Here is a 25390-nt window from a genome sequence, read left to right as displayed (position 1 = left end):
TCGGAGACACCTCCATGTACAACGCAAACCGTCCCGCCCGCTCCGACCTGCCGACCACAGGTCAGCTTCTCAAATCCACCGGCATCGCCGCCGCCGTCGCCTCGGTCCTTCTCGTGACCGTGGTGTTGCCCAGCGAATACGGCGTCGATCCGACCCGTATCGGCTCGGCGCTCGGCCTGACTGAAATGGGCCGCATCAAGGTCCAACTCGCCGCTGAAGCGGAGGCCGACGCCGCTGCCGATGCGGCCGCCGCGTCCGGCCTTTCGGAGGCTCCGCCGCTCGAAGTGGCGACGCCCGCCGCAGGGGGAACCGCTCCCGCCGCCCCCGCCGAAGCCGCGCCTGCTCCCGCCGCCGCGACGCCCGCTGTCGAGATGCGCGACGACGAGACCGTGATCACCCTCGCGCCTGACGAGGCCGCCGAGATCAAGCTGGTGATGGCCGAAGGCGCCAAGGCGCGGTTCACCTGGCTCAGCAGCGGGGGCAAGATCAACTTCGACACCCACGCCGACCGACCGGGTCTGTCCTACCACGGCTACGGCAAGGGCTCGGCCCAGCAGCAGTCCGGCGAACTGACGGCGGCCTTCACCGGCAGCCACGGCTGGTTCTGGCGCAACCGCACGGGCGAGCCGGTGACCATCACCCTGCGCACCCAGGGCGCCTATACCGAGATCAAGCGGGTGGTCTGACACCGGCTTGTGCGGATGGGTATCGTTCGTCTGACCCGACGCAGACTGAGGGCCGCTCGAAAGGGCGGCCCTCTTTTCTTTCAACCCAGAGCAAGATGCCCGGCCACGGCTCCACCGATGATAACCACGGGGGCCGCCCAGCGGCTTTTCAGGCGCCAGATCGCGGTCAGGGCGACGATGAAGATAAGCATGCCGACCACCAACGAGGGTACGGCGGCTCCCGTCGTCCAGGCCATCCGTAACCAGACGCCGGCGATGACGCCGACCACGGCGGCAGCGACGCCCGTCAGAGTGTCGTGCAGGGTCGGCGCCTCGACCAAGGCCTCCAGTCTTTCATAGAGAACCAGCGAAAAGGCGAAGGCCGGCAGGAACATCCCGGCCGTGATCACAAGGGCGCCGGGAACCCCGCCCGCCAGATAGCCGGCGAAGGTGCTGAAGATGACCAGGGGCGCCGGCAGGACGCCCGCGAAGGCCACCCCGTCCAGAAACGCCGGTCCCGAAATCCAGCCCCGTCCCACCGTGTCGGCCTGAACATAGGGAATGGCGGTATAGGCGCCGCCGAAGGTCAGCAGACCGCCCTTCAGACCGGCGAGGAACAGCAGCCAAAGCGTCGGCTCCGACGCCTGGATCGCGACGGACGGACCAGCGGTGCGGTCGCCCATGAGATAGGCCAGGCCCAGCGCGACGATCAGAAGCCCTGCCAGAACCAATCTTGGCGCGCGCAATACGCCGACCACACCTCCAACCACGAGCGGCAGCCAGAAGGGTGCGTGCAAGAGCGTGGCCGCCAGGGCGAAGACGGCGACGCCCCAAAGTCGAGCCCCCGCTATCGCATGGCGGCCGATCTTCTCGACGGCGCGGGCGATCAACGCCAGGACCATGATCTGGACGCCGGTCAGGGCGCCGACCCAAATCATCCGGCCCGCTAGGAAGGTGTCGTAAAGCCAGGCCGCGCCCAGCATCAGGACAAACCCCGGCGCCATGAAACCCAGTCCGGCCAGAACGCCGCCCCAACGCCCCCTCGCCATCACTCCAAGGTGGACGCATAGTTCATGCGCTTCCGGACCGGGCAACGCCTGCATCACAGCGATCAGCTTGTTGAACCGTGCGCTGGAGATCCATCGCTCTTCTTCGACCAACGCCCGCCGGATCATGGCGATCTGGGCGACGGGACCGCCGAAGGCCATCGCGCCGAAACCGAGAAACTTCAGGAACAGGCTCAGCAGGGAAAGTGAAGGGGGACGGGGTTCGAACGATGTCGTCATGTCGGCTCCAGACCGCAGGCGCGGCCGATGGAGCGGATCTTGGACGAAGCGTCTGAACGGGCGTCCGCAGCAGGCCCGTACTTGCAGCTTATGCCAAAGGCCGCGTTTGTGAAGCGTTCATCGCATCACCTCCCGCGCGGCCAGCGCCTGTGACGGTCGTCGATCACCACGGGGTGGGCGTGCGTCGCGCACGCTTCATCCGACGTCATCCCTTCCTTGAGATGCGGATCCTCGGCCGCCAGGTCGTCGTGGCTGTGCAGCAGGTTTAGCGGATCATGCGCAGGCCAGATGCACAAGGCCAGCACGACGCCCAGACCGCACAACCCGGCCAGGACCATGAAGGCCGCCCTCGGATCGGCTTCGGCCGAAACCAGACCCGCGACGGGATAGGCGATCAGCCAGCAGGCATGGGACAGGGCGAACTGGGCCGCGAACAGGGCCGGTCGATCCTCGGGCGCCGCCGACCGGCGCAAAGCCCGACCCGCCGGCGTGATGGTCAGAGAGTAGCCGAACCCCATCGCGATCCACAGGCCGATCAGGATCGGATAGGTGTCGGCGACGATCGCGCCCGCTGTCAGAACCGCCGTCATCAGTCCCGCGCCCAGGACCATGGCCGTCCGGTCGGTCAGGCTGTGCAGCAGACGGGGCAGCAGGACGGCGGCCGTCATCGAGCCTCCGCCGAAGGCCGCCAGCGCCCAGGCCGTCGCCTGTTGCGACAGACCGAAGTTGGACTGCACCAGCACGACCGTATTGACGAACACCATGGCGCCGCCCGCCGCCGTCGCCAGGCTGATCGCCAACAGGCCGCGCAGTCGAGGCGTGAAGGCGAACAGGTGCAGGCCGCCGGTCAGGCGACGCAGGAAAGGCAGGGGCCGAACGTCCGACGGACGCGGCAGGATCGCCGTGACGACAAAACCTGCGGACAGGACGAAGCCTATAGCCGTGCCGACGAACAGATTGTTGTAGCTGATGACCGCCAGCAGCAGGGCGGCGACGATGGGGCTGGCGACGCTTTCCAGATCGGCGGCGAGCCGCGAGAGCGACAGCGCCTTAGTGTATTCGGCCTCGTCCGACAGGATGTCCGGGATCATCGCCTGGAAGGCCGGGGTGAAGGCGGCCGAGGCCGCGTACAGCACCGTCATCAGGGCATAGACCTGCCAGGCCTCGCCCACGAACGGCAGGGCGACGGCCACGCCCGCGCGGACGAGGTCGAGGCCGACCAGCAGGGTCTTGCGCGGCAACTTCGCCGCCAGGGCGCTCGCGAAGGGTGCGACGCCGATATAGGCGATCATCTTGATGGCCAGGGCCGCCCCAAGGATCTCGCCCGCATTGGCGCCGGCGAGGTCATGAGCGAGCAGACCCAGCGCCACCGTCGCCATCCCCGTTCCGAGCAGGGCCGAAACCTGGGCGATGAAGAGGTGGCGATATGCGGCGTTACGAAGCGGGGAGAACATCTTTCAATGCCTGACTGAGGGAACTAAACGTTACGGCGTAACATCGGAGTATGTCTTTGTCGGAAGCCCTTACGCCTCGCAGGTCTGGAGACGTTCTGGGCGCCGGTCTGTCCGTGGTGTGCCTGTTGCACTGTCTGACGGCCCCCGTGCTGGTCAGCGCTTTGCCGCTGATCGGTCTGGCGACGACCGAGTGGCTGCACGGCGTGTTCGCCCTTATCGCGGCGCCCTTCGCCTACGGGTCGATCCTGCGCCGACCGGACATTGCGACCGCGATCAAGACGGTCGCCGTCTTAGGCGTTTCGCTACTGGCGTTCGGCGCGACCGAACTCATGGGGCACGGCTGGGCTGTGGGGAGCACGATTCTCGGTTCGCTTCTCCTGATCTCGGCGCACGTCGCTTCCCTTCGTCGGGTCTGATCCGCGCGCCTTACGGACTGGAATTTCATCTTGCCGTATCCCCTCCAGGGGGATAGGTCAAATTCCATGGCACACGTATCTCACGCCTCGCACCCCGACATCATCAAGCGGCTCAAGCGGGCCGAAGGGCACCTGCGTACAGTCATCGGCATGATCGAGGCCGAGCGGTCGTGTCTGGACCTCGCCCAGCAATTGCATGCGATCGAAAAGGCTGTCGCCGCCGCGAAGAAGACGCTGATCCACGACCATATCGACCATTGCCTAGCGCACGCGGCCGAAGGCGACCCGGCGGAGGCACGTCAGGCGATGGGGCAGTTTCGCGAGATCACGAAGTATCTGTGAGATCGACCGGAGGCGGACAGTACCAAGTTTACCCCCAGCAATCTCGGTTTCGGTGAATGCCGCTTAGGCGCAAAGCGCCCTGCCCTTCCCGCTGCCTCGGGTCGCCTATGCGCCAGAAGGGGTCATTCACTAGCCGCCCGCAACACGACATTCCTCAACAGCTATCCCAAGCGATCCGATCTCGCTCAGATTTCGGCTACCATCACGCGACAGAGTATCATTAGGTATAGAAGTACCACCCGGACGACCGCACCACCCGCATATGCGGTAGCGCATTTGAAACTGCGCCTTCCCAAATCAACGAACCTGTGTCGATCGCGTACTTAAGATCGTCTGTGATGTGATCGTAGACCTCTCCGGTGATCCAAGTCGGCCAGTTGTCATCCTCAGAACAAAGCTTCGCGGCATAGTTCGCAGCGCGACCAATCCAGATCAGGTCATTGTTGCCCCGAATACCGCCGATCGTAGCCAGCACTTGAGACCGATCTACCCCCACGACGTGACGGAGTTGATATGTGCTCGTCGGGTAGCGCCGCTGGATAGCGGGGCGGACGATTTCCCTGACAGCCCAGTTTATCGTCAAGGCGGACCTGACAGCGCGGCTGTCCCGATCATCACCCATGTAGACAGCCATGATGCGGTCGCCGTCATACGACACGATCTCACCAGCGTCAGAGCGGATGACCTGCCCGGCACAGAGCAGAAACGCCTTGTAGACGTCTGCCGCGAACCAGTCAGCCGACCCATCAACGAGCTGCGTTGAATCCGCTAGATCAGCATAGAGGATTGTGGCTTGGACCCGGCTGCCGTGTTTCGCGACTTTCAGGATTCCTTCGTGTGGGACGACCGTTCCGGCCGTGATCTCCCACTCCCCTGCCAGCCCGTTCACGACGTAGTTGGTCAGATTCTCTTTGAATGCCACGTCAGTTCCCCAGCTTGACGAAGCCGGTGTCGAACGACGTAGCCACCAGGAAGATTAGCCAAAACGGAACGCTCACCATCGTCGCAGTGAACGCATCCTGTACCCGGTCAAACTTGCGCTGGAGTATTTCGGAGTTGCGCCAAACCTGAGCCAGCGCGTCGTCGATCAAGTCCGCATCGGTGGCCGCTTTCACGGCGGCGCAATAGGCGCTCTCGGTGTGCTGGGCCACGTCGCGGAAATACACTAGGGACTTTCTGCTCGCGCCTTCGAGGTTGGGGGCGTAAGCGGCAAATAACTTCCACAGGCTAACGCCGAGGATGACAATGGTGGCCAAGGCGATGCCGCCCTCCCAGCCCATCGATGCCGTCAGCTTCAAGTTGACTGCGACGACCGCGAGCATGGCGACATCGAGTGCGAAGAGAAACGAAGCCTTGCCCTCCACTCGTGGGAACATCGCCTGCACCCGATCCAGCTGACCTAGGGCGAAGCCGCGTTCGTTGTCCATGTGTTAGCTCCGCGAAACCGACAGTTCACCGATGGTGAAGCCGTCAACTGAGCTAAGTTTTCCGCGCCAGAGGGCACCGCCGCTCGGGATCATCGTGCCATTATCATGGATGATCCTCGATCGTCTCAAATGCATGTATCCCGGCTGAGCCAGTTCAAATGGTCCTTCACTCGCGGGGTCGCGGTAGATGGATTTGTATTGATCCAGAGAGTCCGCAACGAGCGCATGGATTGATAGTTGCCCCTCGGGAGGATCCCCATGGATCAGCCCACGAAACTGCTTAGCCATCTCAGTCAGGTACGCATGACCGCTGATCAGCACGCCCGTGATAATCAGCCCGCGAACGTGCAGCGTGACTTGAAACTCCACTCCGTAGTTCTCTGCATACGTAAGCAACCACGCTAGGAGCCAGTCCGTGCCTTCCGGCTGGTCGAATATGCTCGGTTGGGACTCGTCAGCATCCGGCCCTGCCGACACTCCGTCAGTGACTTCGCTAGTTTGATCGGTCATCACTTCCTCGCTCGAATCAGAGTTGCCATTCTGTTCTCCGATGTCAGGGGATGCAATGACCGTCGTTATCCCAACACTCGATAGTTGTGGATCGTCGGTTTTTCACTAGCGCAGAGGTCTACAAAATTGCGATCTTCTGACCTCGTCCAAACGGCCGACCGCCTGCGCTTGGAAAGGTCAGGTAAGCCCTATGAGCGGACAGGTTCAACGGCCGCTATGAGTCAGGTGCTGCCTTCGGACGCAAATGTCTGAGATACGCCAGTAGCGGTAGTTGGGCTGGCATCCGAATGCAGACATTCAGCGATACCGGGCAGATGGCCGTGAACGAGGCGATCAAGGCACTTCTGGTCGATGGTGAGAGGCGGCGTGCTACTCAGCTTCTAACGCCGCTGGGACGAGCGCGATTCAACGATTGTCTACGCTCAGCACAAAGGTGGCCAACATCACCGGCGCGCCTTGCGGAGGGACGTCGAGGACCGCTGAGCGTATGGAGCTTGACGCCGCTTTGCAGTACGCAAGTCGAACACAGCAGAGCCCGAGCGCGACTCGTGCCAGAGACGCCATATGCCGAACGCCAAGACTGGTACGTACCTGACCGAGCTCAAGCTCTCGAACATCAAGTCGTTCAAGGACGATCATGTTCTGAGCCTGCGCGACAGCGAAGATCGCTTGGCCAGGTGGACACTGATCCTGGGCGATAACGGCGTGGGTAAGACTACCTTGCTCCAGTGTATCGCCCACATGGCACCCTTCCGGAACACTAATGACCCGGACGGCGCGAAGGACCCCACCTTCTTTATTGAGCCTACGGGAGCGTCGGAAGTTTCCAATATTGAGGCGCTTGCACGTCATGGCGCGCAAAATGTGCGGCTCGAGGCGACGTTCGTCGCCGCTGGCGTGCTCGACGAGTCGCAGCGAAACCGCCGGTCCCGGCAATTCACCAACTTCGTCGAGTTCGAGCGGAAGAGCGGCAAAATCGAGCGGTTCGAGGCAAGCCAGACTGAAGACGTCATAAAAAAGGAACCCCTGATCATCGCCTACGGTGCCGGTCGAAAGCTCGGGCGGGGCAACATCGATCCGGTGTCCGCCACAGCCGGGATGGCCTCGCTCTTTGACGACCAGGTCGAGCTCGTGGACGCCGAGGAGTTGATTCAGCAGCTTGACTACGCGGCGCTGCGGCGAGGCAGCAAGATCTCCTCGCGCCAGAACAGGGTTATGAAGGAGATGATCGCGGCCCTGCTGCCCGACGTGGAGACGGCCGAGAACATTATCCTTTACGGCCCCTCCCCCCTCACGCCGCGGCAGAAGGTAGGGGTCGTAGTCCGCACCCCATACGGCGAAGTTCCACTAAGTGAGCTCAGCTTCGGTTATCAGACGATGACGGCGTGGCTGGCGGACATTGGCTACCGGCTATTCCGGCACTATCCCGAGAGCGCCAACCCCTTGCTACAACCAGCTATCGTGCTGGTGGACGAGATCGACCTTCACCTCCACCCACGTTGGCAGCGGCAACTTCGCGAACGGCTGGCGGCCCACTTCCCGGCAGTGCAGTTCATCGCTACCGCCCACAGCCCGCTCATGGCCCAGGCCTACATGTCGGAGAACCTGGCCGTGGTGCGCCGCGAGGGCGACCATGCCGTGATCGTCAACGAGCCGGATGCGGTCAAGGGCTGGCGACTCGACCAGGTCATCACCTCGGAACTCTTCGGCCTGACATCGGCCTATTCGCCAGAGGTCGAGGCCCTTTTCGAGACACAGCGCCTACTCCGCACCAAGCGCCAGCGGACCCCGGCCGAGACCCTGCGGCTCGCCGAGGTCGAGCAGCAACTGATGGACCTGCCGCAGGAGAGTGATCCAGCCGACGACCGGGCACTGGCGATCATCCGCCGCGCCGCGGCGCGCTTGGAGCGGGACGGCGCCGACACGTGATCAGAATAGAGCGCACAGCTCCGGCGCCGACCGATCTGAGGGCCGGTGATGCCCTTGTGCAGGCAATGCACCAAGCGGTAAGTGACCGACCGGGAGTGGCCGGTGGCAAAGACGAGCCCTTCACGTTCGACAACAAGATCTACGGCGCGACTCCGGTGAAGGACGCCCTGATCGCGATGCAGCACGGCAAGTGCGCCTACTGCGAAGGCGACTTCCGCGCCTTCAGCTATGGCGACACTGAGCATCAGCGACCGAAGGCCTACAGCCAGCAGAACGTCGGCGCACCAACGATCCGTCCAGGCTACTACTGGCTCGCCTACGACTGGACGAACCTGGTCCTCTCCTGCGAGCGCTGCAATCGCTCACGAAAGAAGAACCTCTTCCCGTTGCGCAACCCGGACGCCCGGGCGACGACCCCAGAGGCGGTGGCCAATGAAGAGCCGCTCCTGCTCGATCCGACCGGCGACGAGGATCCTAGGGCCCACATCCGTTTCGAGAACAGTGTGCCGACTGGTCTGAGCGAAATCGGTTGGACCACCATTGAATGCCTGAACCTCGACCGCATCGAGCTGAACGGGGTCCGTTGGCGCTACTTCCGCCATGTAACGGCGCTGCAAAAGCTCGTTCGAGCCGGGCTGCTGCCGGGCGCGAGCGCCGAGGCGCAGGCAGACGGCCACGACGCCGCCGCCGAACTGGAGGTGATGGCGCAGGCGCAGGAGCCGTTCAGTGCCATGGTCCTCGACACCCTCGGCCGCTAGGCGCGCGCGTTCATCTCCGCCAGCAAGCCATCGACGAAGGCCAGGCCGAAGCGCGTCAGGTCGTTGTGGCCCACGACCTCCCTCGCCTCGCTAATCTCCTCGCCGATCTCGCGCCGTCGCTTCCGCGCGAATGCGGCCGTTTCGTCGAGGACTCCGTCCTGGGTCAGCAGCTCGGCCAAGTAGGCGTCGATCGCGGCGAAGACATAGAGGCCGTGCACGAGACCAGACACCGGGCGGTGGCATTGCTGCCACGGCGAATAGAGGGTCGCGCCGCTGGCCCGCACGACCGGCACCTGCGCCTCGATCAGCGTGAGCTGCAGGTGCATGGCCTCGTGGAGGATTGACTCGGCAGCCCGAAGCGCCGCGTGCGGCTCGCCGATGGGCAGTGACAGGAAGATTGAGCACGGCAGGTCAGGATCGCTATGGCTGGTGTCGTAGCCCGGACCGGGTGGCTCGAGGACATGAATCGAGCAAACGAGGGTCGAGATCGCCTGCTCCGCATCGGGCACACGGTCCAGGAACCCCCAGGCGTCGCCGAGCAAGGCATGAGCCTTCGAGCTAGGCGGGGCGGCGAAGGCCAGCCCCATCTCGGCATAGGGTTTGATCAGCGACGACGGCGGATCTTCGAAGCGCGATGGTGGTCCGGCGTCTACTGCTTCCCCGTCAATCCAGCGCTTGGTTCGATACGTGGCGGGGGTCAGGCCGCGCGCGGCCAGAACCGGCCCCACCAGATGCTCCGCAAGGCCCGGAAACCACGGCCGGGTGAAGTCGAGGTCCAGGTCAGAAATCGACGGGCTCGGCATAGAAGGAAAAGACGATCGTGAACCGCTCCCCGGCGTGCATGCGCGAAACGGCGTGATGCGAGTCCGGCCCGATCGCAAAGCCGATCCCGCTGCGCGAGAGGGGCCGATGGATGGAATGAATGTCGGTGGGATCGAAGCTGTTGAACAACATGAAGAGGCCGCCAGCCTCCACATCGAGCCCGCGGTTGAGCTGCACGGTCAGCCGGTGGGTCTCTTCGCCGACAAGGTAGTCATTGTGGATCGCGATGCGCTGACCGGGCGTCAACTTGTGTGCGATGGCGTTTAGGCGTGGCGTGAACGAAACGCCGAACGTCTCGGACAGCTGCCGGCGGAGCGCCGCCATAGCGCACTCGTCGAACAGGCGGGCGACCGCTGGCGGCAAAGTCTCATGGAACAGGCTGAATTCGTACTGCTCGTAGAAGTCGGTTTCGACCAGCCGCCAAGGCGCGTCCCGCTCGAACCAGTCCAGCAGCGCCGTCTCAGCGTGCGGATCCAGGCAGCGGTCCACCAGGATGTGCTTGAAAGGCGCCACCTGCAGATCCGGCCGGCCGATGTCGAACCCCGTGGCGGCGACGCTCATCTCAGCGATTGTGCCGGTGATAGGTGCGATTGTAGGCCGTCACATCGGCTTTGGCGTCGCCCGTGTTGCGCACCTCCTCGATAAGCCGGCGCAAGGCGGTGCTGCTAATCGCCTTCAGGCCGATCAGCTTCGATTCGGGTCCGGCGGCAAAGGCTTTGGGGTCCAACTCAGTCATGCGGCGGTGCTTCTCGGTTCCAAGGCGGGCAATTGCGCGATCGTCGCACGCATGGCCGCGATGAGGTGCTTCTGGTCGGCGCAGAAAATGGTGGGATTCTCATATCCCGAGCCGTCGCGCCAGCGGTGGGCGACCATGCCGCCGCCGCATACGCTCAGTTCGGGGCAGGCTTGGCATAGACTGGACGTGGGTTGCTGCTGAGCGTGGTAGGCCGCGTAGGCTTGGCTCCCGAGGATGTCCGTCAGCCGATCACGGTGGACATTCCAGGTGGTCTCGAAGCGGTCGGCTCCGGCGTGCGCCACCTTCAGGGTGTCGTTCTTCTGCACTTCGCCGTCGGGCTCAATCACTAGGATGCCGTAGTCGGAAAGGCCGACCCCTTCCTTTTGGGACCGCCCCCCCAAGATCAGCCGCAATAAGTCGTCGAGCAGGCGCACCCGCGGAGGATCGGCATCGGCAAGATAGGCCATCAGCAGACCTTCAAGCCATTTGCCGTACTCGAGCGTCTCAGGAGCCGCCTTGCCGAACGGAAGCCGATCCCAGTTCCCGTCGCGCACCAGGACGTCCACGCCCGGCGCCCCGGCAGCCTTCAGCGAGGCATAGACCGCCGCGGGGTCGGTGCGTGGGTCGATGACAGCCAACACCCCGGCGAACAAGGGCATCGCGTCCGGGCGCGCTCGCAGCCGGGCGATCGCCTTCGAAACCCGCGTGTAGCTCCCACGTCCGAGGTGATCGACCCGAAACTGGTCGTGGGTTTCTGCCGGGCCATCGATGCTGATCGACACGCCCACATCGTAGGCGATCAGGACATCGATGATGTCGTCGCTCAGCAGCAGGCCGTTGGTCTGGATGTGAAGCCCGCAAGGCTGCGGGAGCTCGGCGCGCAGCGCAGCGAGCAGCTCGGCCAGCCGCTTGCGTCCCAAGAGCAGCGGCTCGCCCCCGTGAAGTACGACGCTGAAGGGAACCTGCTGCGCACGGAAGACGCCGCCCAGTTGCTCGGCGATGCGAGCGCCGGTCTCGGCGCTCATACGTTTGGGCTGATCGCGCCAGCCCTCGTCGCCCATGTGATAGACGTAGCAGTAACTGCAATCGAGGTTGCAGCGGCTCGCAACCTTCAACAGCACCGTGTCGAGAACGAACGGTGTCTCCGCCGGCACTATCGATTGTGCCGGTTGTGCGTCCGGTTGTAGCGACCGGCAGCTGCCTTCACTTCGGGCCCGGTGACTTCGCCGATGAGCCGCGCCAGGGCCGCAGAGGGCACCTCCTTGGCGCGGAGAATGGTGTCGGTTTGCTGCGGTCGATCCATGGCACTTCCTCGTTCAGCGTGGAAAATAGCCTGAGCGGTCGAAGTTTTCCACCCCTTTTGTCGTAGCGTATATGCTGCGGGTTCTAAACATTGATCCTAGTTAATGGGCGTTTATTGACAGAGTCTAACCTCCACCTCAATGTGCAACCAACACGTCCTATCCGTTAGGATGGATTAATACTTTGCTAGTCCTATTGATAAAGCTATAATTAGGCGCCTGCTATTGCGCGGAACTCGATCCTGATACTCGCTCCGCAGAGCGCTGAGTCTTGGTATGCCGCGCTGCGCACATTGCTCCAGCTCCGCTCGTCTTTCAGCTTCCGCCGCTGCCGTCGAAAAACGGACGCTTTGGACTTCTCCCTTGAGTCAGAAACGGACGTGGGCAATCGACCACGTCAGATGAAGCTATTTGCCCGCGACCGTGTCGTCCAAGTACGGATGTCCGATCGACCATCTTCCGCACCCGACAATGGGACACCAAAAGGATTCCTCGGATAACGGGCCGCGGCGAGATCACGAGGAGGATACCGTCGGCGTCGTCAAAGCTTGCGCGGAGAAGACAAAGCTGAAATTCAGCGCGCCATGGCCGTAAGGCCGATTAAGGCAGTCCGGCAGGTCGACTCCCCTCTGACAAACACCATTCCTGCATCATTTGGATCTCCCACCTTCCGCACCGCCACCATAGAACCATCATCGTAGATGACTTCCAGAGGCATTCCCTGCGAAGCGAATAGATCGATGACTTGGGCAGGGTTTTCCAGGTTGATGCTGCTGGTAAGGCTTTCACACCTTCCTTCCCCCACAGCAGCGACATACCATATCTTGTCAGACGGTGATTCAGGCCGCGCCGGTATCTGCTCCAGTTTTGCTCTGCTCTCCGCTTCTGTAACATAGTCAGGATCCTGCTGGCGGATCGCCTCCAGTTGCTGCTCGGCTGATTGTTGTTCAGGTGGTTTTATCTGAACCTGGTTGGACGGTTGGCAAGCAGACAAGGACAGCGCCACAGCGGCGCATGCCAGCATTTGAATACGCATAGTCATCCCCGTGTTCGCCTCCGGCTGAAGCCGGGGCGGTTGAACACGCGCACACAGGGAACGCGCCTCCCGTATTTCCTACGAGAGGTGTTGTATTCCGGGAGCCGCCCGACAAAAGCGGGGTCTCCTGTGTTCACGGCATGCGCGGTCGCGAGCGGTGTTCAAGCCGAGCCGCGACCGGGGCTTTAGATCACGAAAGGAATGCACATGCTAGGCGGCATCATTCCTGTTTCACGTTGGCATGCGCTTGGTGGTCTATGATCGCCCTCCCCCATGCAGAGGCTTGGGGCTAGTTTTCCGGGGTTTGGGCTCAGATAGACGTAATTTACATTTCATCTGGTCTGACGTGACCCCCTGAAACTCCTCCAGGAATAGCTAGAGTCCGCCCAACGAAGGACGGACAGAATGAAGCGATCAAGGTTCACGGAAGAGCAAATCATCGGGATCTTGCGGGAGCAGGAGGCCGGTGTGGCGACGGCAGAGGTGTGCCGGCGACACGGTGTCAGCTCGGCGACCTTCTACAAGTGGAAGGCCAAGTTCGGAGGCATGGACGTGTCGGAGGCCCGGCGGCTGAAGGCGCTGGAGGACGAGAACACCAAGCTGAAGCGGATGCTGGCGGACGCGATGCTGGACAACGTCGCGCTGAAGGATCTGCTGGGAAAAAAGTGGTGACGCCCGCCGGCTATCGCGAGGCGGCTAGCCATCTGCAGGCCGCCTACGAGATGAGCGAACGGCGGGCGTGCCGTGTGCTGGGCGTCGATCGGACGAGCGTGCGCTATCAGGCGACGCGCCCGGACGACGGCGCGCTGCGCGACCGGCTGAAGGCTCTGGCCCAGGAGCGTCGCCGGTTCGGCTATCGCCGCCTGCACGTGCTGCTGCGGCGCGAAGGCCATGCGGTCAACAGGAAGCGGATCCAGCGGATCTATCGCGAGGAGCGACTGACGGTCCGTCGACGCGGCGGTCGGAAGCGCGCCATCGGCACCCAAAGACCGCTGGAGTTGCCACTGGTGGCGAACCAGCGCTGGTCGCTGGACTTCGTGGCCGACCAGATGACTGACGGGCGGCGCTTCCGCATCCTGACGGTGATCGACAACTGCACGCGTGAATGCCTGGCGCTGGTGGCCGACACCTCGCTGTCGGGCGCGCGGGTCGTGCGGGAGTTGGACGCCGTCATCCGGCAGCGGGGCCGGCCCGACACCATCGTCAGCGAACCGAAGGTCGGCGCAGCCACAACGGGACGGAATACACCTCGAACGCGGTCCTGGCCTGGGCCGACAGCACCGGCGTCGGCTGGCATTACATCGCGCCCGGCAAGCCCCAGCAGAACGGCTTCAACGAGAGCTTCAACGGACGCCTGCGCGACGAGCTGCTGAACGAGACGCTGTTCCGATCCCTGCCGCACGCCCGCGCAGTGCTCGAAGCTTGGCGGCGCGATTACAACGAACGGCGTCCGCACTCGAAGCTCGGGTGGCTGACGCCGCAGGCCTATGCAGAAGCGCTCACCGGACAGATCGGCCGGTCCGCTGCGCTGGTTGGGGGCTGCGCTGACCGGCCTCTTGCCAACCCCGACAACCCCAGCTCAGATCACCAAAGGACTCTCGTTATGGCTGGATGAGAAATGGGGGTCATGTGTGGACGACCTCCAAGACGCAAGAGTGGAAACGACGTTGGCGCTCGGTCGAGTGCAGTCATGTGTTCGGCCTGTTGATGCAGCTGTGTGCGCTGCTGGCCCTGATGAAGTCCGCGGACCGGCTCCCTAATCACGTCAACGCGCTCAAGGCGCTCTGACCCCCTGGGTTTCACCGATCCCCGGCTGCGGCCGGTTCGTCATCACGTCTCACCACTCCTTCGCCTACGGCGCCGGTCCTGGGTGAAGACCGGGCCGATCTCTAGGCCGCCGTGGGCTTGTAGTCCTCCTGTCGCGCCATCAGGGTCCAGGCGATGCGGGCCGTCTTGTTGGCCAAGGCCACGGCAGCGACCTTCGGCTTCTTGCGTTCGAGGAGATTGCCAACCCAGCCCTCGCGTCTTTGCTGCCGGGCCATTCGGAGGACGGCTGTCGCCCCGACGACGAGAAGACGTCGAAGGTAGCTGTCGCCCATCTTGCTGATGCCACCCTGGCGATCCTTGCCTCCACTGCTGTTGGCACGCGGCGTGAGCCCCAGCCAGGCTGCGAACTGGCGGCCCGACCGGAAGAGACTTGGATCTGGCGCGCTGGCCGCCATGGCGCTGGCGGTGATCGGGCCGATGCCCGGGATGGTCGCTAGCCGCCGGCTCGTCTCGTCCTGCCGATGCCAATCGAGAATCCGACGCTCCAGTCGGCCGATCTCTTCGCCGAGGTGTTCGAGCTGTTCCGCCAATCCGCCAAGGGCGGCTCGCGCCAGATCCGGCAGGTCCTGATCCTCTTCCCGCAAAGCCTTCAGAGCGGCCTGCACCCCGGCGGGGCCTTGAGGCGCGGTGAGGCCGTACTCCCCGAGGTGACCCCGCAGCGCATTGATCAGCATCGTTCTCTGGCGAACCAGGAGATCCCGGGTCTTGTGGAGCATCAACACCGCCTGTTGGACCTTCGACTTCACAGCCACGAACCGCATGGTCGGCCGGGTGACGGCCTCGGCGATCGCCTCGGCGTCGGCCGCGTCGGTCTTGCCTCGCTTCACATAGGCCTTCACGTAAGCTGGCGGCATGAGCCGCACCTCGTGCCCAATCGCCATCAGCTCACGCGCCCAGTGGTGGGCTGAGGCGCACGCCTCGATCCCGATCAGGCATGGCCCGATCGACTGGAAGAAGGCCAGCACCTGGCCGCGCCGCAGTTGCCGTCTCACGACAACCGTGCCGTCTGCGGCTACACCGTGAACCTGGAAAACAGTCTTCGCCAGATCGAGCCCGACGACAGCGATGGTCTGCATGATACCGCTCCTAGACGTGACGTCCCTGATGACGACACCGCCAGAACAGCCGGTTAGGCGGAGGTCGTCCACACCATCACGTCAGGTCGGCTTCGCGTCGCGCGTAGCGCTGCGCGGGTGGTTATCGGCGTCTAGCTAGGACGCGATTGGATAGTTCCGTCGGCGAGTATCCCAGCAGCCCGCCAACCGATCCCGGCCGGGTGTGAGGCTCGACGCTCGCGAGCCCGGTTCTGGTTCACCCTCAAGGCCGCCTCCAAAGCGCGCGCCTTGTTGTAGTATTTTTCGGACGTGCGGATCGAAGAATGGCCCAAGATCGTCATTATCAGGTCGATCTGTTCTGGCGCGCTGGTCGCAATCGTTGTCGCAGCAATATGGCGAAATGCATGAGGATGGATCGCCGTCCCAAACTCGACCTCCGTCCGCCGACACACCGTTTCATATATGGCCTGAGATGACATCTTGCGGCCGTGGCGCGATATCCAGAGAGCTTCGGTAGCTGGCCCACGAACGGCATATCGTGCAAGCAGTGCTGGTCTGTGAACCGTCAGATACTCGGCCAACGCCACATCCAACTGACCCGGCCAACGGCAAAAGATTTCCCGTCCGGATTTGGTCTCTTCGCCGGGGATACGGATCTGCCAGTGATCACCTTGCCTCTCCAATCCATTACCAATGGCCAGCGATGCAAGGTTGCGGCGCCGTAGCGGGCAGAAGATGAGCAACGCAATCATCAGCCCATCCCGAAACCGGAGCGAACCATAGCCGCCCGCATCTGGACCGTGGGCGCCCGTTACGGCGTCTTCCATCAAAGCGAACCCTAAATCCAGCACTTCGGCAGCGGGTCGCAGGATGTTTCGGATCTCCTTTTGGGGTTTGGCTTCGCGATGAACACGGTCGGCCGCGAGCCGGAGGATGGACCAGTCGTTATCTGGCTCGATCGCTCCCAAGGCTCTTGCAATCGAGCGGATCCGACCAGCGATCGTGTAGTCTGCAAGCCCCTGCTTTCTCATGGCTGAATGATAAACCCGCAAGACGTCAATGGTCGCCCGGTCCCCCGGCCGGAGCATGAGAAGGTACGGCTCCTCTCGACCTAGCCAGTTCAGCCAATGGCCATACCCATGCGCGATCCCTTCGATCGTGGCCGGCGCCAGCTCAGAAAGAGCGTTCGATCGAAGATCGAAGATGTCGCGGCCCTGAATGGCTTGTGTCCAACGCTCCCTATCAAAGGTTGGCCACTGCCAGAGCGGTAAAGAGCGGTTCTCAGGCGTCTGCTTCATCTGACACCCTGACGTAGGCTAACGCGGGCCTCGGCAAGGGTGTGATGGTATTGCGCATGGGCGGTATTGGACTGCGACTCTGCATAGTGCGTGCGGGTCACCTTGTCGGACCGATGCCCTAGGAACTGACGCGCCGTTTCCATATCTCCAGGGTGCGCGGCGAGATACATTTTGACTGCAAGGTGCCGGAACAAGTGCACATGCATGATCAGGCCGGTCTCCTCGCGCACGAATGCACAGATTGCCTGAGCGAAATGGGCCGTTGCCCGTTTTTGGCCAAAGCGGTTCGGAAACAAGAAGCTAGATCCAGCCGATGCGAGGCGAGGCCAATACAGAGCGAGATACTCATCCATCAGCGCGCTGGTGTCAGGCGGCATGGCCATTTCGAGGTCGTCTGGGCCCTTCATCTCCTCCGAGTCAATATGAAGATGGCGAACCTGGTGGCGTCCACGCCCGATCACAACAAAGTGCCGATCTATTTCCAAGGCGGTGAGATTGCTCCCTCGAAGCGCCGCGAAAAGTAGCATCTCGACCGCAAAAGCCAGCATCAGGCGACGCGGATCACTCTTATCGCGCCCCTCGTCCATACGCGCTTCAGCGAAGACCCTGTAGGGAAGGTTCAGCAGCGCCGCTCTATTGGCTGGCACATCGAACTGCCGCAGCCGCGCCAGGTTGCGCTCTGACATGCCAGTACGTTTGCTGAGCTTTTTGCTAAGCCGCTTGGCGCGCTCACGCAATTCAGCGGCGTGAGCACTGTTTTTCACGGTTTTGTCGGCAATAAGTGAAAGAAGCCAAACCATCTGCTCAAGTGATCGGCATATACCCTTCCGATCTTTTTGGACTCTGAAAGCTGAGATAGCATTTTCAGGGGTGACGAGAACCGACAGGCTTGTGAGACTTTCGATAGGAAAGCCGCTGCAAACCAGAAGGCTTGAGAGGAGGCGTAGCTGACGGCGCCGGAGCGAAATCGTCGTGGGAGCGGACTTATCCTTATAATCGTCCGCGAAAATATCATCCACCGCGTACGACGTCAGAAAGGACTCTACTTCGGCGACATAGCTAGCTGGGAAATCTGTCCAAGGCCGCGAGAAATAGCGTGCATGGCGCTTGAGGGGAATTGTCACTTGAGGCCAGCCTACAACAACACCGACAGCATCATTCCAACGGCGGACCGAGTTGCGAAACACGGCTTCGTGGCCCTCTTTCAAAGAGCGGTCACGCAGATAAATTTCGAACTGATCGAAGGTCGCTTCATTGACGTTCGTCGGCTGAACCGCATGGCGTGTGCAGTAGCTAGCAAACCGAGAAAGCCCCAGTTGGATAGGCTTCGCAGCTCCCTCAAGAAGGACAGACCATTCAGCGCTGTGGCCGCCGACGTCGCGACCAGGCTCAATTTCGATCCCGCTTTTTCGAAGGTGCGTGGTCACAAGGCTACGGATGCGCGTCCAGCGAGCAGGCGTCATCTTCGGCACCGCGGCAGGCACCGCATCTGCAATGAGTTTTCGAATAACCACCGGATCAGTCGGCACCTGCCCTGGAGCTTTACCAAAGACATCAGACATGCGGTTGAAGGCGCACTTTACCTGATCGGCATAGCGATGCGGCGGATCCTGCATATCAAGGCGAGCGATGACCTCCGCAAAGGTCCTGGGCGTATCCGTCGGATCGTCCAAATCAAAGGCGCGGACCCATCCGCGGCGGACTGACGCCTTCGTGGCGCGCGGAGCATCCGAGGCACGACGTAGAACAAGCATCGCATCAGCAGTTTCTGTAGTCATCATCCTATCTTTCTCCATTACGGATACGCGGACACGCGGCAGACCAACAATGGACGACGGAACGCGACAGCCCACGACAATAGCCAATACATTTATTGTATAATGGCGTCATATACTCAGCCATTGTTATGGCTATTGTTACTTATGCCGCCATGAATAAGCCTAATAGCGCCCCCATTGGTTGGCCTTTTCTGATTGCCACCACGCAGATCACGCTTCAATTTCGCCCTCTTTCGACAAATACACGATAGTCGGCGGCAGATATCCGGACGCTTTTGCCGAAGCGGTGGACGGGCAATTCGCCGGAAGCCATCCACCGCTCGATCGTTTTGATTGACACCTGGAGGCGTTGTGAAACTTCGGCTTTCGTCATCATCAGACCGAGGTTCGTTGGCACCCTCATCATGCGCGATCCCCGGATTGGGCCGGTACGAGAGATGCCTCAACGATCAGCGCAGTCTCGATCCAGGCATCAACTGCAGCGGTGTTCCAGGCACTGAATCGGCCGATCTTTACCGGAGGTGGAAAACGACCGGCTGCGATTTCGCGATAGATCCAAGACTTGCCCATGCCGGTCCGCATGAGAACCGAAGGCAACCGTTCGAGGCAGGGGGATTTGATGGCGTGATGCACGGGCTCAGGCTCCCCGTAGGAAATCTGCCTGGCCCATAAGAGGGCTTTACGACACGACCCAGCGTGAGTCGAAACGGTCATTGGCGCCCTCCGGCAGACGCTCTTGCGGCATCGAGTTGGGCATAAATCCAATCATCGACCGCAGCTGCGCTCCAACGCGAGGCGCCACCCACCTTGCATGGAGGTGGAAAGCGGCCGGCGGCGACCTGTTTGTAGAGCCAAGAGCGGCTCATGCCCGTGCGAGCGACAACGCTCGTCAGCCGCTCAAGGCGGAGGCTATCGACTGACATTAAGATGTCCCTTTTTAAATCGCCTACGCGGGTTGCGCAGACAGGACATCAGCATCGCGTCACGACCGCCGGAGCGGCCCGCTTTTCAGCACAAAAAAATCGCTTGGCGTTTCAAACGAGAGACAATAACGCCCGTCACGACTTAACGATTTCAGTGACTTATAAAATTCTTTGGGCGCCTTCTTCGGGCTTGCACTTTTTTCGCGGATCGGCCCGACTTACGCTCTGTGCAGCGATAGACAATCCCAAGCTTCGGCGTCCGCATCAGGACCAGACGGAACCTGCGACGACCGCGGCTAATCAGCAAGTGCGTCGATGGAACGAGGTTCATGACCGTCAATCCGTCGTCGGAAAGCGCGTGCAGAAGTCGCCCCAGTCCCTCATCAATGAGGCCCGCTTTTGGAGGAGGTCACCACGCTGGTAGGCGGCTTCCGCCTTGTCTTTCAGTTGATGCGCAAGGGCGTGCTCGATCACCTCCCGGGGGTAGTTTGTCGTTTCGCCAGCCCAATCTCTGAAAGTCGATCGAAACCCATGTTGGGTTATATCCGTATAACCCATACGCTTGAGTACGGCCGTCAATGACATGTCAGATAGCGGCCCTCCTCGAGGCGCCCCGAACACGTGAGGCTCCTTGTCGAAACGCGGCAGGATTCTCAGCAACTGGACCGCTTGAGGCGCGAGCGGGACCCGGTGCTCTTTACCCGCCTTCATACGGTCGGCTGGGATTGTCCAAATAGCGCCCTCCAGATCGAACTCATTCCACAGGGCCCCTCTGACCTCGCCGGACCGCGAAGCGCACAGGATGCTGAACTCGAGAGCACGGGCGCTAGCGCCAGGTCGCATTTGGAGGTCGCGGATCAGCTCAGCGACTTTGTTATAGGGCAGAGCTGCATGGTGAATGACGTCCTGCACACGTCGACGTGGAGGCAGAATTTTATCTAGGTGGCCACGCCATCGCGCTGGGTTGTCGCCATCCCGAAACCCTTGAACCCGAGCCCAGTCGAGGACCGCTTCAATCCGGCCCCGCAGACGACTGGCTGTCTCGGTTTTTGAGGTCCAGATCGGCTGTAAGATGGTAAGCACCGCACGCGTATCCACGTCGGCGACAGCACTCTCGCCAATCGTGGGATAGGCGTAGGTCTTCAAAGTCGCTGACCACTGAGCGGCGTGCTTCTTATTCTTCCAGCCTGCACGGTTCATTTCCACATAGGCCTCCACGCAGGATCCGAAGCTGGTTACAGGCTGCCGCTCTGCCTGATTCTGCAGTCTGGCGTGTTTCCGCTCCTCCACGGGATCAATGCCCCTCCGGATTTGCCGCCTTAAGTCGATTGCGGCATCGCGAGCCTCCGCGAGCGTCACTTCTGGAAACGGCCCCAAGCCTATATCGCAACGGCGTTCACCGACCGTTGCGCGCAGCACCCAAGCTCGACTTGCCCCCGCTATGCGCAAGTGCAAACCATCGACTCCGCCAACTGCGTGGCGCCCTTCATCTCTGAGGCGGCTCACGGCCAGTGCAGACAACTCCTTGGCTTTGCGCGGCACGAGCCCTCCATCAAACCCACTTGTTGTCCCACATAGTATAGTGGATTTCAAGCGACAACCATGGTTGGGCGTGGACGTCTCACAATATTAAGCTATTGTTTTATATTCATATAAAACATTGAGAGATACTTTTGTGGACGTTGGTCAGGCAGACACCCTCTCCGCCACCGGCCTGACGAAGGCCTAGCCCAAGTTCCAACATTATCGAAACGAGGCTTCGGCCCTTGTCGTTGGGTTTCTGCGCCTGCACCTCGGACTCTCAAGCATTACGCATTGAATGATCATGATACCGGTGTCAGGGTCACTCTCGTTGGATATCAGATGGGCGACGATCGATGATCACGCGACGTAAGGCGCTGCTGAGCAGCATGGCGATCGCAGGTCTGCTTTCGGCGCCCTCCGGCGTTCTTGCGGCGACGGCGCCAGATCGCGTGATGACAACCGCAGGACCGGTGATCGGTCTACGACGGGAGGGAATCAGCGTCTTCAGAGGCGTGCGATATGGAGCGCCGACTCGGCGGTTCCAACCGCCAGAAAAGCCGACGCCTTGGCGCGACCCGGTTCGTGCAACACGTTACGGCGCGGCCAGTCCGCAGCGCGGCGATGAGCCGAATCAAAGCGAAGACTGCCTGTTTCTGAACGTCTGGACACCGGGGACCGACGCGGGTCGGCGGCCAGTGATGGTCTATATCCACGGCGGCGCCTATTCGAGCGGATCGGGATCGGACCCGCTGTATGACGGCACGCGTCTGGCGGCGCGCGGCGATGTCGTGGTGGTGACGCTGAACCACCGGCTGAATGTCTTCGGCTATGCCTATCTGGCGCGACTGGCGCCGGGGTTCGAAGATTCGGGCAACGTCGGCCAGCTGGATCTGATTCTGGCGCTGCAGTGGATACGGGACAATATCGCTGCGTTCGGCGGCGATCCTTCCAGAGTGATGCTGTTCGGTCAGTCCGGCGGCGGCGCAAAGATCGCCACCCTGATGGCGACGCCGGCGGCGCAGGGTCTGTTCCACCGCGCCGCGACCATGAGCGGTCAGCAGGTGACCGCGTCCGGGCCGATCAACGCCACGACGCGAGCCACGACATGGCTGAAGGCTCTGGGCCTGACACCGGATCGGGCGGCCGAAGCGGCGACGATGCCGGTCGAGCGGCTGCTCGAGGCGCAGAGCGCCGAGGATCCGATCCTGGGCTTCGGCGGTCTGTATTTCGGGCCGGTGCTGGATTTCCGCACCCTGCCCCGCCACCCCTTCTATCCCGATGCGGCGCCGCTGGGCCGGACGATTCCCATGATCATCGGAAATACGCGCGAAGAAACGCTAGGATTTATGGGCAACGATCCGAAAAACGTCGGTCTGACGTGGGACACCTTGGCGGCGCGACTGTCGCCCGGCGTCATGCGGATCGACATCACGCCGGAAGCCGTGATCGCCGGCTATCGCGCCATGCATCCCGAATGGTCGCCCGACCAGGTGCTGATCGCTGCGACGACAGCGGGCCGGTCCTGGCGCGGCGCTGTGATCGAGGCCGAGGAGCGGGCCAAAGCCGGCGCACCCGCCTGGGTCTATCAACTCGACTTCCCTGGCGAACTGGCCTCGGGTCGCCGGGGCGCCTTCCATACCGCTGACATCCCCTTGGTGTTCGACAATGTTGAGGCGACGAGCTCACGGATGCGCGGGCCGGGCGCGCAAATTATGTCGGACCGGATGAGCGACGCCTTCATCGCCCTGGCCCGCGACGGCGATCCGAATCATGCCGGACTGCCGCGCTGGGACCGCTATGAGCTGCCTCGCCGCCAGACCATGTTGATGGATATCCAGCCGCGCATGGTCGACGATCCGCGCGGGGACGAGCGGGCCTTCTTCTCGGCCATTCCCTATATCCAGCCGGGAACCTAGAGCGGAAAATCCAGCCGGGCGGCCCAGGCGCGCACCAGATCGGGCCAGACCTGGGCAGGCTTGCCCTGGATCAGGCGGACGCCGAAACCGTGGCCGCCTTCCTGGAACAGATGCGCCTCGGTCCGGACAGAGGCGGCTTTGAGCGCGGTCAGCAGTTGCAGGCTGTTCTCCACCGGCACGGACGCGTCGTCCATGGCGTGCAGCAGGAAGACGGGCGCCGCATTGCGCCACTCCATCTGCTCCAGAGAATAGGCCGCGATCCGCTCGGCCGACGGCGTCTCGCCCAGCAGATGCGTCCGCGATCCGGCGTGGACGTACGGGTCCGCCATGGTCGCGACCGGATACATCAGAACGGTCAGATCCGGTCGCAAGGCTGCGCTGTCGGCGGCGTCGACCGGTTCATAGGTCGCGTCCGTCCGAGCGCTGGCCAGGCCCGCCAGATGCCCCCCCGCCGAGGCGCCCAGCACGGCGATTTTAAGTGGATCGAAGCCATAGTCAGCGGCGCGGCTGCGGATCACACGGACCGCACGCTGGGCGTCTTGAAGGGGCGCATCGGCTCCGGCCGCCCAGCCGTCAGCCGGCAGGCGATAGCGCAGGACGAAACAGGTCGTGCCGCTGGCCGCGAAGACGCGCGCAACGTCATACCCCTCCTTGTCCAGCACAGCCCAGCGATAGCCGCCGCCGGGGATAAGAAGCATCGCCGAACCGTTCGGCCGCTCGGGACGGAACACGGTCAGGATCGGGTCGGTCGTATATTGGGCGTAGCGGTCGTGGAAGGCGGGATCGGTCGAGCGCTCTGGCACGACCGGCGTGACCGTCACACCCTGCCCACCCGGCGCGCCGTCGGGCCATAGGCGGATGATCTCGGTTGGGTCGGCCGGACCGGCGCGGCCGCCGTCCGCCACTGTCTGCGCCCGCGCCCCGGATGCGCCAACCACGGCCCCCATCGCCAGACCCAAAAGCGTCCTGCGTTTCACATCCATCACGGTTCTCTCTTCCTGAAAAGACGACGGCCGGACGATCGCTCGCCCGGCCGCAATCCTTGATGACGTCGCGGCGCTGATCCACGCAGCCTTTCGTTAGACCTTGGCCAGTTCGTATTTCGGCGTGATCAGGTGAATGACCAGAAGCGCGATCAGATAGGCCGAGGCCGCCACGATGAAGATGGGCGTATAGGTGCCGATCTTCTCCAGGACGTATCCGGCGTATTTGGCCATGGCCATGCCGCCGATGGCGCCCAGCATGCCGCCGATGCCGACGACCGATCCCACCGCCGAGCGGGGGAAGACATCGCCCGGCAGCGCATAGAGATTGGCCGAAAAGCCCTGGTGCGCGGCCGTCGCCAATCCGATGATGCCGACCGCGAGCCAAAGGTTTGACGCCTCAGCCGCGAAGGCCACCGGCACGGCGCACAGGGCGCAGATCAACATGGTGATCTTGCGAGCCTTGTTGATGCTCATGCCCCTGTGCATGAAGCGCGACGACAGCCAGCCCCCGCCAACCGAGCCGATGTCGGACAGGAGATAGATGGCGACCAGCGGCGGGCCGAAGGTCTTCAGATCCAGCCCATAGGTCTTGCCCAGGAAGTCCGGCAGCCAGAACAGGAACATCCACCAGATCGGATCGATCAGGAACTTGCCCAGAGCATAGGCCCAGGTTTCCTTGACCGTCAGCAGTTTGGTCCATTTGACCTTTTCGACAACGTCGGCCGGGTCCTGCTCGATATAGGCCAGCTCAGCCACGGACAGCTTCTTCTGCTCGCGCGGCTTGCGATAGACCAAGAGCCAGATCGGCAGCCAGATCAGGCCCAAGGCCCCGGTGATAACGAAGGCCATCTGCCAGCCGAAGGCCAGCACGAGGCCCGGAACGATCAGAGGGGTGACAATGGCGCCGATATTGGTGCCGGCGTTGAACAGGCCCGTCGCGAAGGCGCGTTCCTTCTTGGGAAACCACTCTGCGACCGCCTTGATCCCACCAGGGAAACCGCCGGCCTCACCGACGCCAAGGACCATCCGCGCCATCATGAAGTGTGACAGATCTCGCGCCGCACCATGCATGATATGGCCGATCTGCCAGATGCCGAAGGCGATCCCCAGCCCCCACCGAGCGCCGATCCGGTCCATGATCCGGCCCCACAACAGGTAGGCCACGGCGTAGGACGCCTGGAACCAGAAGACGATGTCGGCATAGTCCGTTTCGGACCAGCCGAACTCGGCTGACAGCGTCGGCTTGAGGAAGCCGATCATCTGACGATCGACGTAGTTGATGACCATGGCCGCGAACAGCAGCCACATGATGATCCAGCGATACTTGCCGGGGGATGGCGCCTTGATCTGGATCGGCGGCGCGACGGAGGCGTCTGACATGGTTATGAAAACCCGTTCCTG

At 62.4% G+C, this 25390-nt stretch carries 26 protein-coding genes and 1 pseudogene; 7 read left to right on the top strand and 20 right to left on the bottom strand.

Features of this window, described 5'->3' with window-relative positions:
• Positions 1-14: 14 nt before the first annotated feature.
• Entirely contained in the window at positions 15-686 is a 672-nt protein-coding gene (locus Q9R14_RS03955; protein WP_269219339.1) for a transmembrane anchor protein, read from the top strand.
• An 80-nt stretch (positions 687-766) separates the two neighbouring features.
• Here Q9R14_RS03955 and chrA read toward each other — a convergent pair whose 3' ends face one another.
• Positions 767-1951, bottom strand: coding sequence for a chromate efflux transporter (gene chrA / locus Q9R14_RS03950; protein ID WP_269219340.1), 1185 nt, complete (start codon positions 1949-1951; stop codon positions 767-769).
• Between the two features lie 125 nt (positions 1952-2076).
• On the bottom strand, positions 2077-3405 hold the full coding sequence (locus tag Q9R14_RS03945; RefSeq protein WP_269219341.1) for an MFS transporter: 1329 nt from the start codon (positions 3403-3405) through the stop codon (positions 2077-2079).
• Positions 3406-3461: 56 nt separating this feature from the next.
• Between Q9R14_RS03945 and Q9R14_RS03940 the strand changes: the two genes are divergently transcribed.
• Both Q9R14_RS03940 and Q9R14_RS03935 read left to right on the top strand, forming a co-directional pair.
• A complete protein-coding gene (locus tag Q9R14_RS03940) occupies positions 3462-3821 on the top strand; it encodes a MerC domain-containing protein (protein WP_269219342.1) in 360 nt (119 codons plus the stop codon).
• A 66-nt stretch (positions 3822-3887) separates the two neighbouring features.
• Complete coding sequence (locus Q9R14_RS03935; protein ID WP_269221135.1) at positions 3888-4163, top strand: metal-sensing transcriptional repressor; 276 nt, start codon at positions 3888-3890, stop codon at positions 4161-4163.
• 220 nt (positions 4164-4383) lie between these two features.
• Here Q9R14_RS03935 and Q9R14_RS03930 read toward each other — a convergent pair whose 3' ends face one another.
• The 3 genes from Q9R14_RS03930 to Q9R14_RS03920 are packed head-to-tail and all read right to left on the bottom strand — an operon-like array spanning position 4384 to position 6100.
• Positions 4384-5085, bottom strand: coding sequence for an adenylate/guanylate cyclase domain-containing protein (locus tag Q9R14_RS03930; RefSeq protein ID WP_269219343.1), 702 nt, complete (start codon positions 5083-5085; stop codon positions 4384-4386).
• 1 nt (position 5086) lies between these two features.
• A complete protein-coding gene (locus Q9R14_RS03925) occupies positions 5087-5590 on the bottom strand; it encodes a Pycsar system effector family protein (RefSeq protein ID WP_269219344.1) in 504 nt (167 codons plus the stop codon).
• Positions 5591-5593: 3 nt separating this feature from the next.
• Complete coding sequence (locus Q9R14_RS03920; protein WP_269219345.1) at positions 5594-6100, bottom strand: hypothetical protein; 507 nt, start codon at positions 6098-6100, stop codon at positions 5594-5596.
• 564 nt (positions 6101-6664) lie between these two features.
• Between Q9R14_RS03920 and Q9R14_RS03915 the strand changes: the two genes are divergently transcribed.
• Positions 6665-8029: an AAA family ATPase gene (locus Q9R14_RS03915; RefSeq protein ID WP_269219346.1), complete on the top strand. Its 1365-nt coding sequence runs from the start codon at positions 6665-6667 to the stop codon at positions 8027-8029.
• Between the two features lie 95 nt (positions 8030-8124).
• Positions 8125-8787 (top strand): hypothetical protein, encoded by a 663-nt coding sequence (locus Q9R14_RS03910; protein ID WP_269219347.1) that lies wholly within the window; start codon positions 8125-8127, stop codon positions 8785-8787.
• On the opposite strand, the gene Q9R14_RS03905 is transcribed toward Q9R14_RS03910, so the two are convergent.
• The 6 genes from Q9R14_RS03905 to Q9R14_RS03880 form a co-directional block, all read right to left on the bottom strand.
• On the bottom strand, positions 8784-9590 hold the full coding sequence (locus Q9R14_RS03905; RefSeq protein ID WP_269219348.1) for an HEXXH motif-containing putative peptide modification protein: 807 nt from the start codon (positions 9588-9590) through the stop codon (positions 8784-8786). The genes Q9R14_RS03910 and Q9R14_RS03905 overlap by 4 nt on opposite strands.
• Complete coding sequence (gene yhhC / locus Q9R14_RS03900; protein ID WP_269219349.1) at positions 9568-10170, bottom strand: cyclophane-containing peptide 2OG-Fe(II) oxygenase YhhC; 603 nt, start codon at positions 10168-10170, stop codon at positions 9568-9570. The genes Q9R14_RS03905 and yhhC overlap by 23 nt, the downstream gene beginning before the upstream one ends.
• A gap of 1 nt (position 10171) precedes the next feature.
• A complete protein-coding gene (yhhA, locus tag Q9R14_RS03895) occupies positions 10172-10345 on the bottom strand; it encodes a YhhA family cyclophane-containing RiPP (RefSeq protein WP_269219350.1) in 174 nt (57 codons plus the stop codon).
• Complete coding sequence (yhhB, locus tag Q9R14_RS03890; RefSeq protein WP_269219351.1) at positions 10342-11499, bottom strand: cyclophane-forming radical SAM/SPASM peptide maturase YhhB; 1158 nt, start codon at positions 11497-11499, stop codon at positions 10342-10344. The genes yhhA (Q9R14_RS03895) and yhhB overlap by 4 nt, the downstream gene beginning before the upstream one ends.
• Complete coding sequence (yhhA, locus tag Q9R14_RS03885) at positions 11499-11648, bottom strand: YhhA family cyclophane-containing RiPP (protein ID WP_269219352.1); 150 nt, start codon at positions 11646-11648, stop codon at positions 11499-11501. Before yhhA (Q9R14_RS03885) ends, yhhB begins: the two co-directional genes overlap by 1 nt.
• A gap of 572 nt (positions 11649-12220) precedes the next feature.
• Positions 12221-12682, bottom strand: coding sequence for a hypothetical protein (locus tag Q9R14_RS03880; RefSeq protein ID WP_269219353.1), 462 nt, complete (start codon positions 12680-12682; stop codon positions 12221-12223).
• A 405-nt stretch (positions 12683-13087) separates the two neighbouring features.
• Between Q9R14_RS03880 and Q9R14_RS03875 the strand changes: the two are divergent.
• Positions 13088-14297: pseudogene (locus tag Q9R14_RS03875) on the top strand (IS3 family transposase).
• Positions 14298-14571: 274 nt separating this feature from the next.
• Here the strand turns inward: Q9R14_RS03875 and Q9R14_RS03870 are convergent.
• From Q9R14_RS03870 to Q9R14_RS03850, 7 genes are all read right to left on the bottom strand, one after another.
• The gene (locus tag Q9R14_RS03870) at positions 14572-15585 is read right to left on the bottom strand and encodes an IS110 family transposase (RefSeq protein ID WP_039247628.1); all 1014 of its coding nucleotides are present in this window, start codon (positions 15583-15585) and stop codon (positions 14572-14574) included.
• Between the two features lie 131 nt (positions 15586-15716).
• Positions 15717-16862 carry a site-specific integrase gene (locus Q9R14_RS03865; RefSeq protein WP_269219354.1) on the bottom strand — a complete coding sequence of 382 codons (1146 nt, stop codon included), beginning with the start codon at positions 16860-16862 and terminating at the stop codon, positions 15717-15719.
• Positions 16859-18643 carry a site-specific integrase gene (locus tag Q9R14_RS03860; RefSeq protein WP_269219355.1) on the bottom strand — a complete coding sequence of 595 codons (1785 nt, stop codon included), beginning with the start codon at positions 18641-18643 and terminating at the stop codon, positions 16859-16861. The genes Q9R14_RS03865 and Q9R14_RS03860 overlap by 4 nt, the downstream gene beginning before the upstream one ends.
• 214 nt (positions 18644-18857) lie before the next feature.
• On the bottom strand, positions 18858-19013 hold the full coding sequence (locus Q9R14_RS16360) for a helix-turn-helix domain-containing protein (protein WP_371929779.1): 156 nt from the start codon (positions 19011-19013) through the stop codon (positions 18858-18860).
• 29 nt (positions 19014-19042) lie between these two features.
• Positions 19043-19273 carry an AlpA family transcriptional regulator gene (locus Q9R14_RS03855; protein WP_269219356.1) on the bottom strand — a complete coding sequence of 77 codons (231 nt, stop codon included), beginning with the start codon at positions 19271-19273 and terminating at the stop codon, positions 19043-19045.
• A 77-nt stretch (positions 19274-19350) separates the two neighbouring features.
• Entirely contained in the window at positions 19351-19563 is a 213-nt protein-coding gene (locus tag Q9R14_RS16355) for a helix-turn-helix transcriptional regulator (protein WP_371929758.1), read from the bottom strand.
• A gap of 336 nt (positions 19564-19899) precedes the next feature.
• Positions 19900-21105 carry a site-specific integrase gene (locus Q9R14_RS03850; RefSeq protein WP_185224815.1) on the bottom strand — a complete coding sequence of 402 codons (1206 nt, stop codon included), beginning with the start codon at positions 21103-21105 and terminating at the stop codon, positions 19900-19902.
• A gap of 335 nt (positions 21106-21440) precedes the next feature.
• Between Q9R14_RS03850 and Q9R14_RS03845 the strand changes: the two genes are divergently transcribed.
• The gene (locus tag Q9R14_RS03845) at positions 21441-23003 is read left to right on the top strand and encodes a carboxylesterase/lipase family protein (protein ID WP_371929757.1); all 1563 of its coding nucleotides are present in this window, start codon (positions 21441-21443) and stop codon (positions 23001-23003) included.
• On the opposite strand, the gene Q9R14_RS03840 is transcribed toward Q9R14_RS03845, so the two are convergent.
• Both Q9R14_RS03840 and Q9R14_RS03835 read right to left on the bottom strand, forming a co-directional pair.
• The gene (locus Q9R14_RS03840) at positions 23000-23986 is read right to left on the bottom strand and encodes an alpha/beta hydrolase (RefSeq protein ID WP_306004117.1); all 987 of its coding nucleotides are present in this window, start codon (positions 23984-23986) and stop codon (positions 23000-23002) included. The two genes, Q9R14_RS03845 and Q9R14_RS03840, sit on opposite strands and share 4 nt — an antisense overlap.
• 96 nt (positions 23987-24082) lie before the next feature.
• Complete coding sequence (locus Q9R14_RS03835; protein ID WP_306003564.1) at positions 24083-25369, bottom strand: MFS transporter; 1287 nt, start codon at positions 25367-25369, stop codon at positions 24083-24085.
• Positions 25370-25390: the final 21 nt, after the last annotated feature.

The sequence above is a fragment of the Brevundimonas sp. C43 genome (genome assembly GCF_030732185.1).
In the GTDB taxonomy this organism is placed as follows: Bacteria; Pseudomonadota; Alphaproteobacteria; order Caulobacterales; family Caulobacteraceae; genus Brevundimonas; species Brevundimonas diminuta_C.
This window is presented reverse-complemented; position numbering and strand designations above follow the sequence as displayed.

Bases quoted from the DNA above. Each gene is read 5' to 3' on its own strand.
- Q9R14_RS03840 (WP_306004117.1), bottom strand. From the start codon at position 23,986: ATGGATGTGAAACGCAGGACGCTTTTGGGTCTGGCGATGGGGGCCGTG.
- Q9R14_RS03925 (WP_269219344.1), bottom strand. From the start codon at position 5,590: ATGGACAACGAACGCGGCTTCGCCCTAGGTCAGCTGGATCGGGTGCAG.
- Q9R14_RS03935 (WP_269221135.1), top strand. From the start codon at position 3,888: ATGGCACACGTATCTCACGCCTCGCACCCCGACATCATCAAGCGGCTC.
- Q9R14_RS03845 (WP_371929757.1), top strand. From the start codon at position 21,441: ATGATCACGCGACGTAAGGCGCTGCTGAGCAGCATGGCGATCGCAGGT.
- Q9R14_RS03835 (WP_306003564.1), bottom strand. From the start codon at position 25,369: ATGTCAGACGCCTCCGTCGCGCCGCCGATCCAGATCAAGGCGCCATCC.
- Q9R14_RS16355 (WP_371929758.1), bottom strand. From the start codon at position 19,563: ATGTCAGTCGATAGCCTCCGCCTTGAGCGGCTGACGAGCGTTGTCGCT.
- Q9R14_RS03920 (WP_269219345.1), bottom strand. From the start codon at position 6,100: ATGACCGATCAAACTAGCGAAGTCACTGACGGAGTGTCGGCAGGGCCG.
- Q9R14_RS03945 (WP_269219341.1), bottom strand. From the start codon at position 3,405: ATGTTCTCCCCGCTTCGTAACGCCGCATATCGCCACCTCTTCATCGCC.
- Q9R14_RS16360 (WP_371929779.1), bottom strand. From the start codon at position 19,013: ATGACGAAAGCCGAAGTTTCACAACGCCTCCAGGTGTCAATCAAAACG.
- yhhA (WP_269219350.1), bottom strand. From the start codon at position 10,345: ATGACTGAGTTGGACCCCAAAGCCTTTGCCGCCGGACCCGAATCGAAG.
- Q9R14_RS03955 (WP_269219339.1), top strand. From the start codon at position 15: ATGTACAACGCAAACCGTCCCGCCCGCTCCGACCTGCCGACCACAGGT.
- yhhC (WP_269219349.1), bottom strand. From the start codon at position 10,170: ATGAGCGTCGCCGCCACGGGGTTCGACATCGGCCGGCCGGATCTGCAG.
- Q9R14_RS03865 (WP_269219354.1), bottom strand. From the start codon at position 16,862: ATGAAGCAGACGCCTGAGAACCGCTCTTTACCGCTCTGGCAGTGGCCA.
- Q9R14_RS03905 (WP_269219348.1), bottom strand. From the start codon at position 9,590: ATGCCGAGCCCGTCGATTTCTGACCTGGACCTCGACTTCACCCGGCCG.
- chrA (WP_269219340.1), bottom strand. From the start codon at position 1,951: ATGACGACATCGTTCGAACCCCGTCCCCCTTCACTTTCCCTGCTGAGC.
- yhhA (WP_269219352.1), bottom strand. From the start codon at position 11,648: ATGGATCGACCGCAGCAAACCGACACCATTCTCCGCGCCAAGGAGGTG.
- Q9R14_RS03880 (WP_269219353.1), bottom strand. From the start codon at position 12,682: ATGCGTATTCAAATGCTGGCATGCGCCGCTGTGGCGCTGTCCTTGTCT.
- Q9R14_RS03915 (WP_269219346.1), top strand. From the start codon at position 6,665: ATGCCGAACGCCAAGACTGGTACGTACCTGACCGAGCTCAAGCTCTCG.
- Q9R14_RS03870 (WP_039247628.1), bottom strand. From the start codon at position 15,585: ATGCAGACCATCGCTGTCGTCGGGCTCGATCTGGCGAAGACTGTTTTC.
- Q9R14_RS03860 (WP_269219355.1), bottom strand. From the start codon at position 18,643: ATGATGACTACAGAAACTGCTGATGCGATGCTTGTTCTACGTCGTGCC.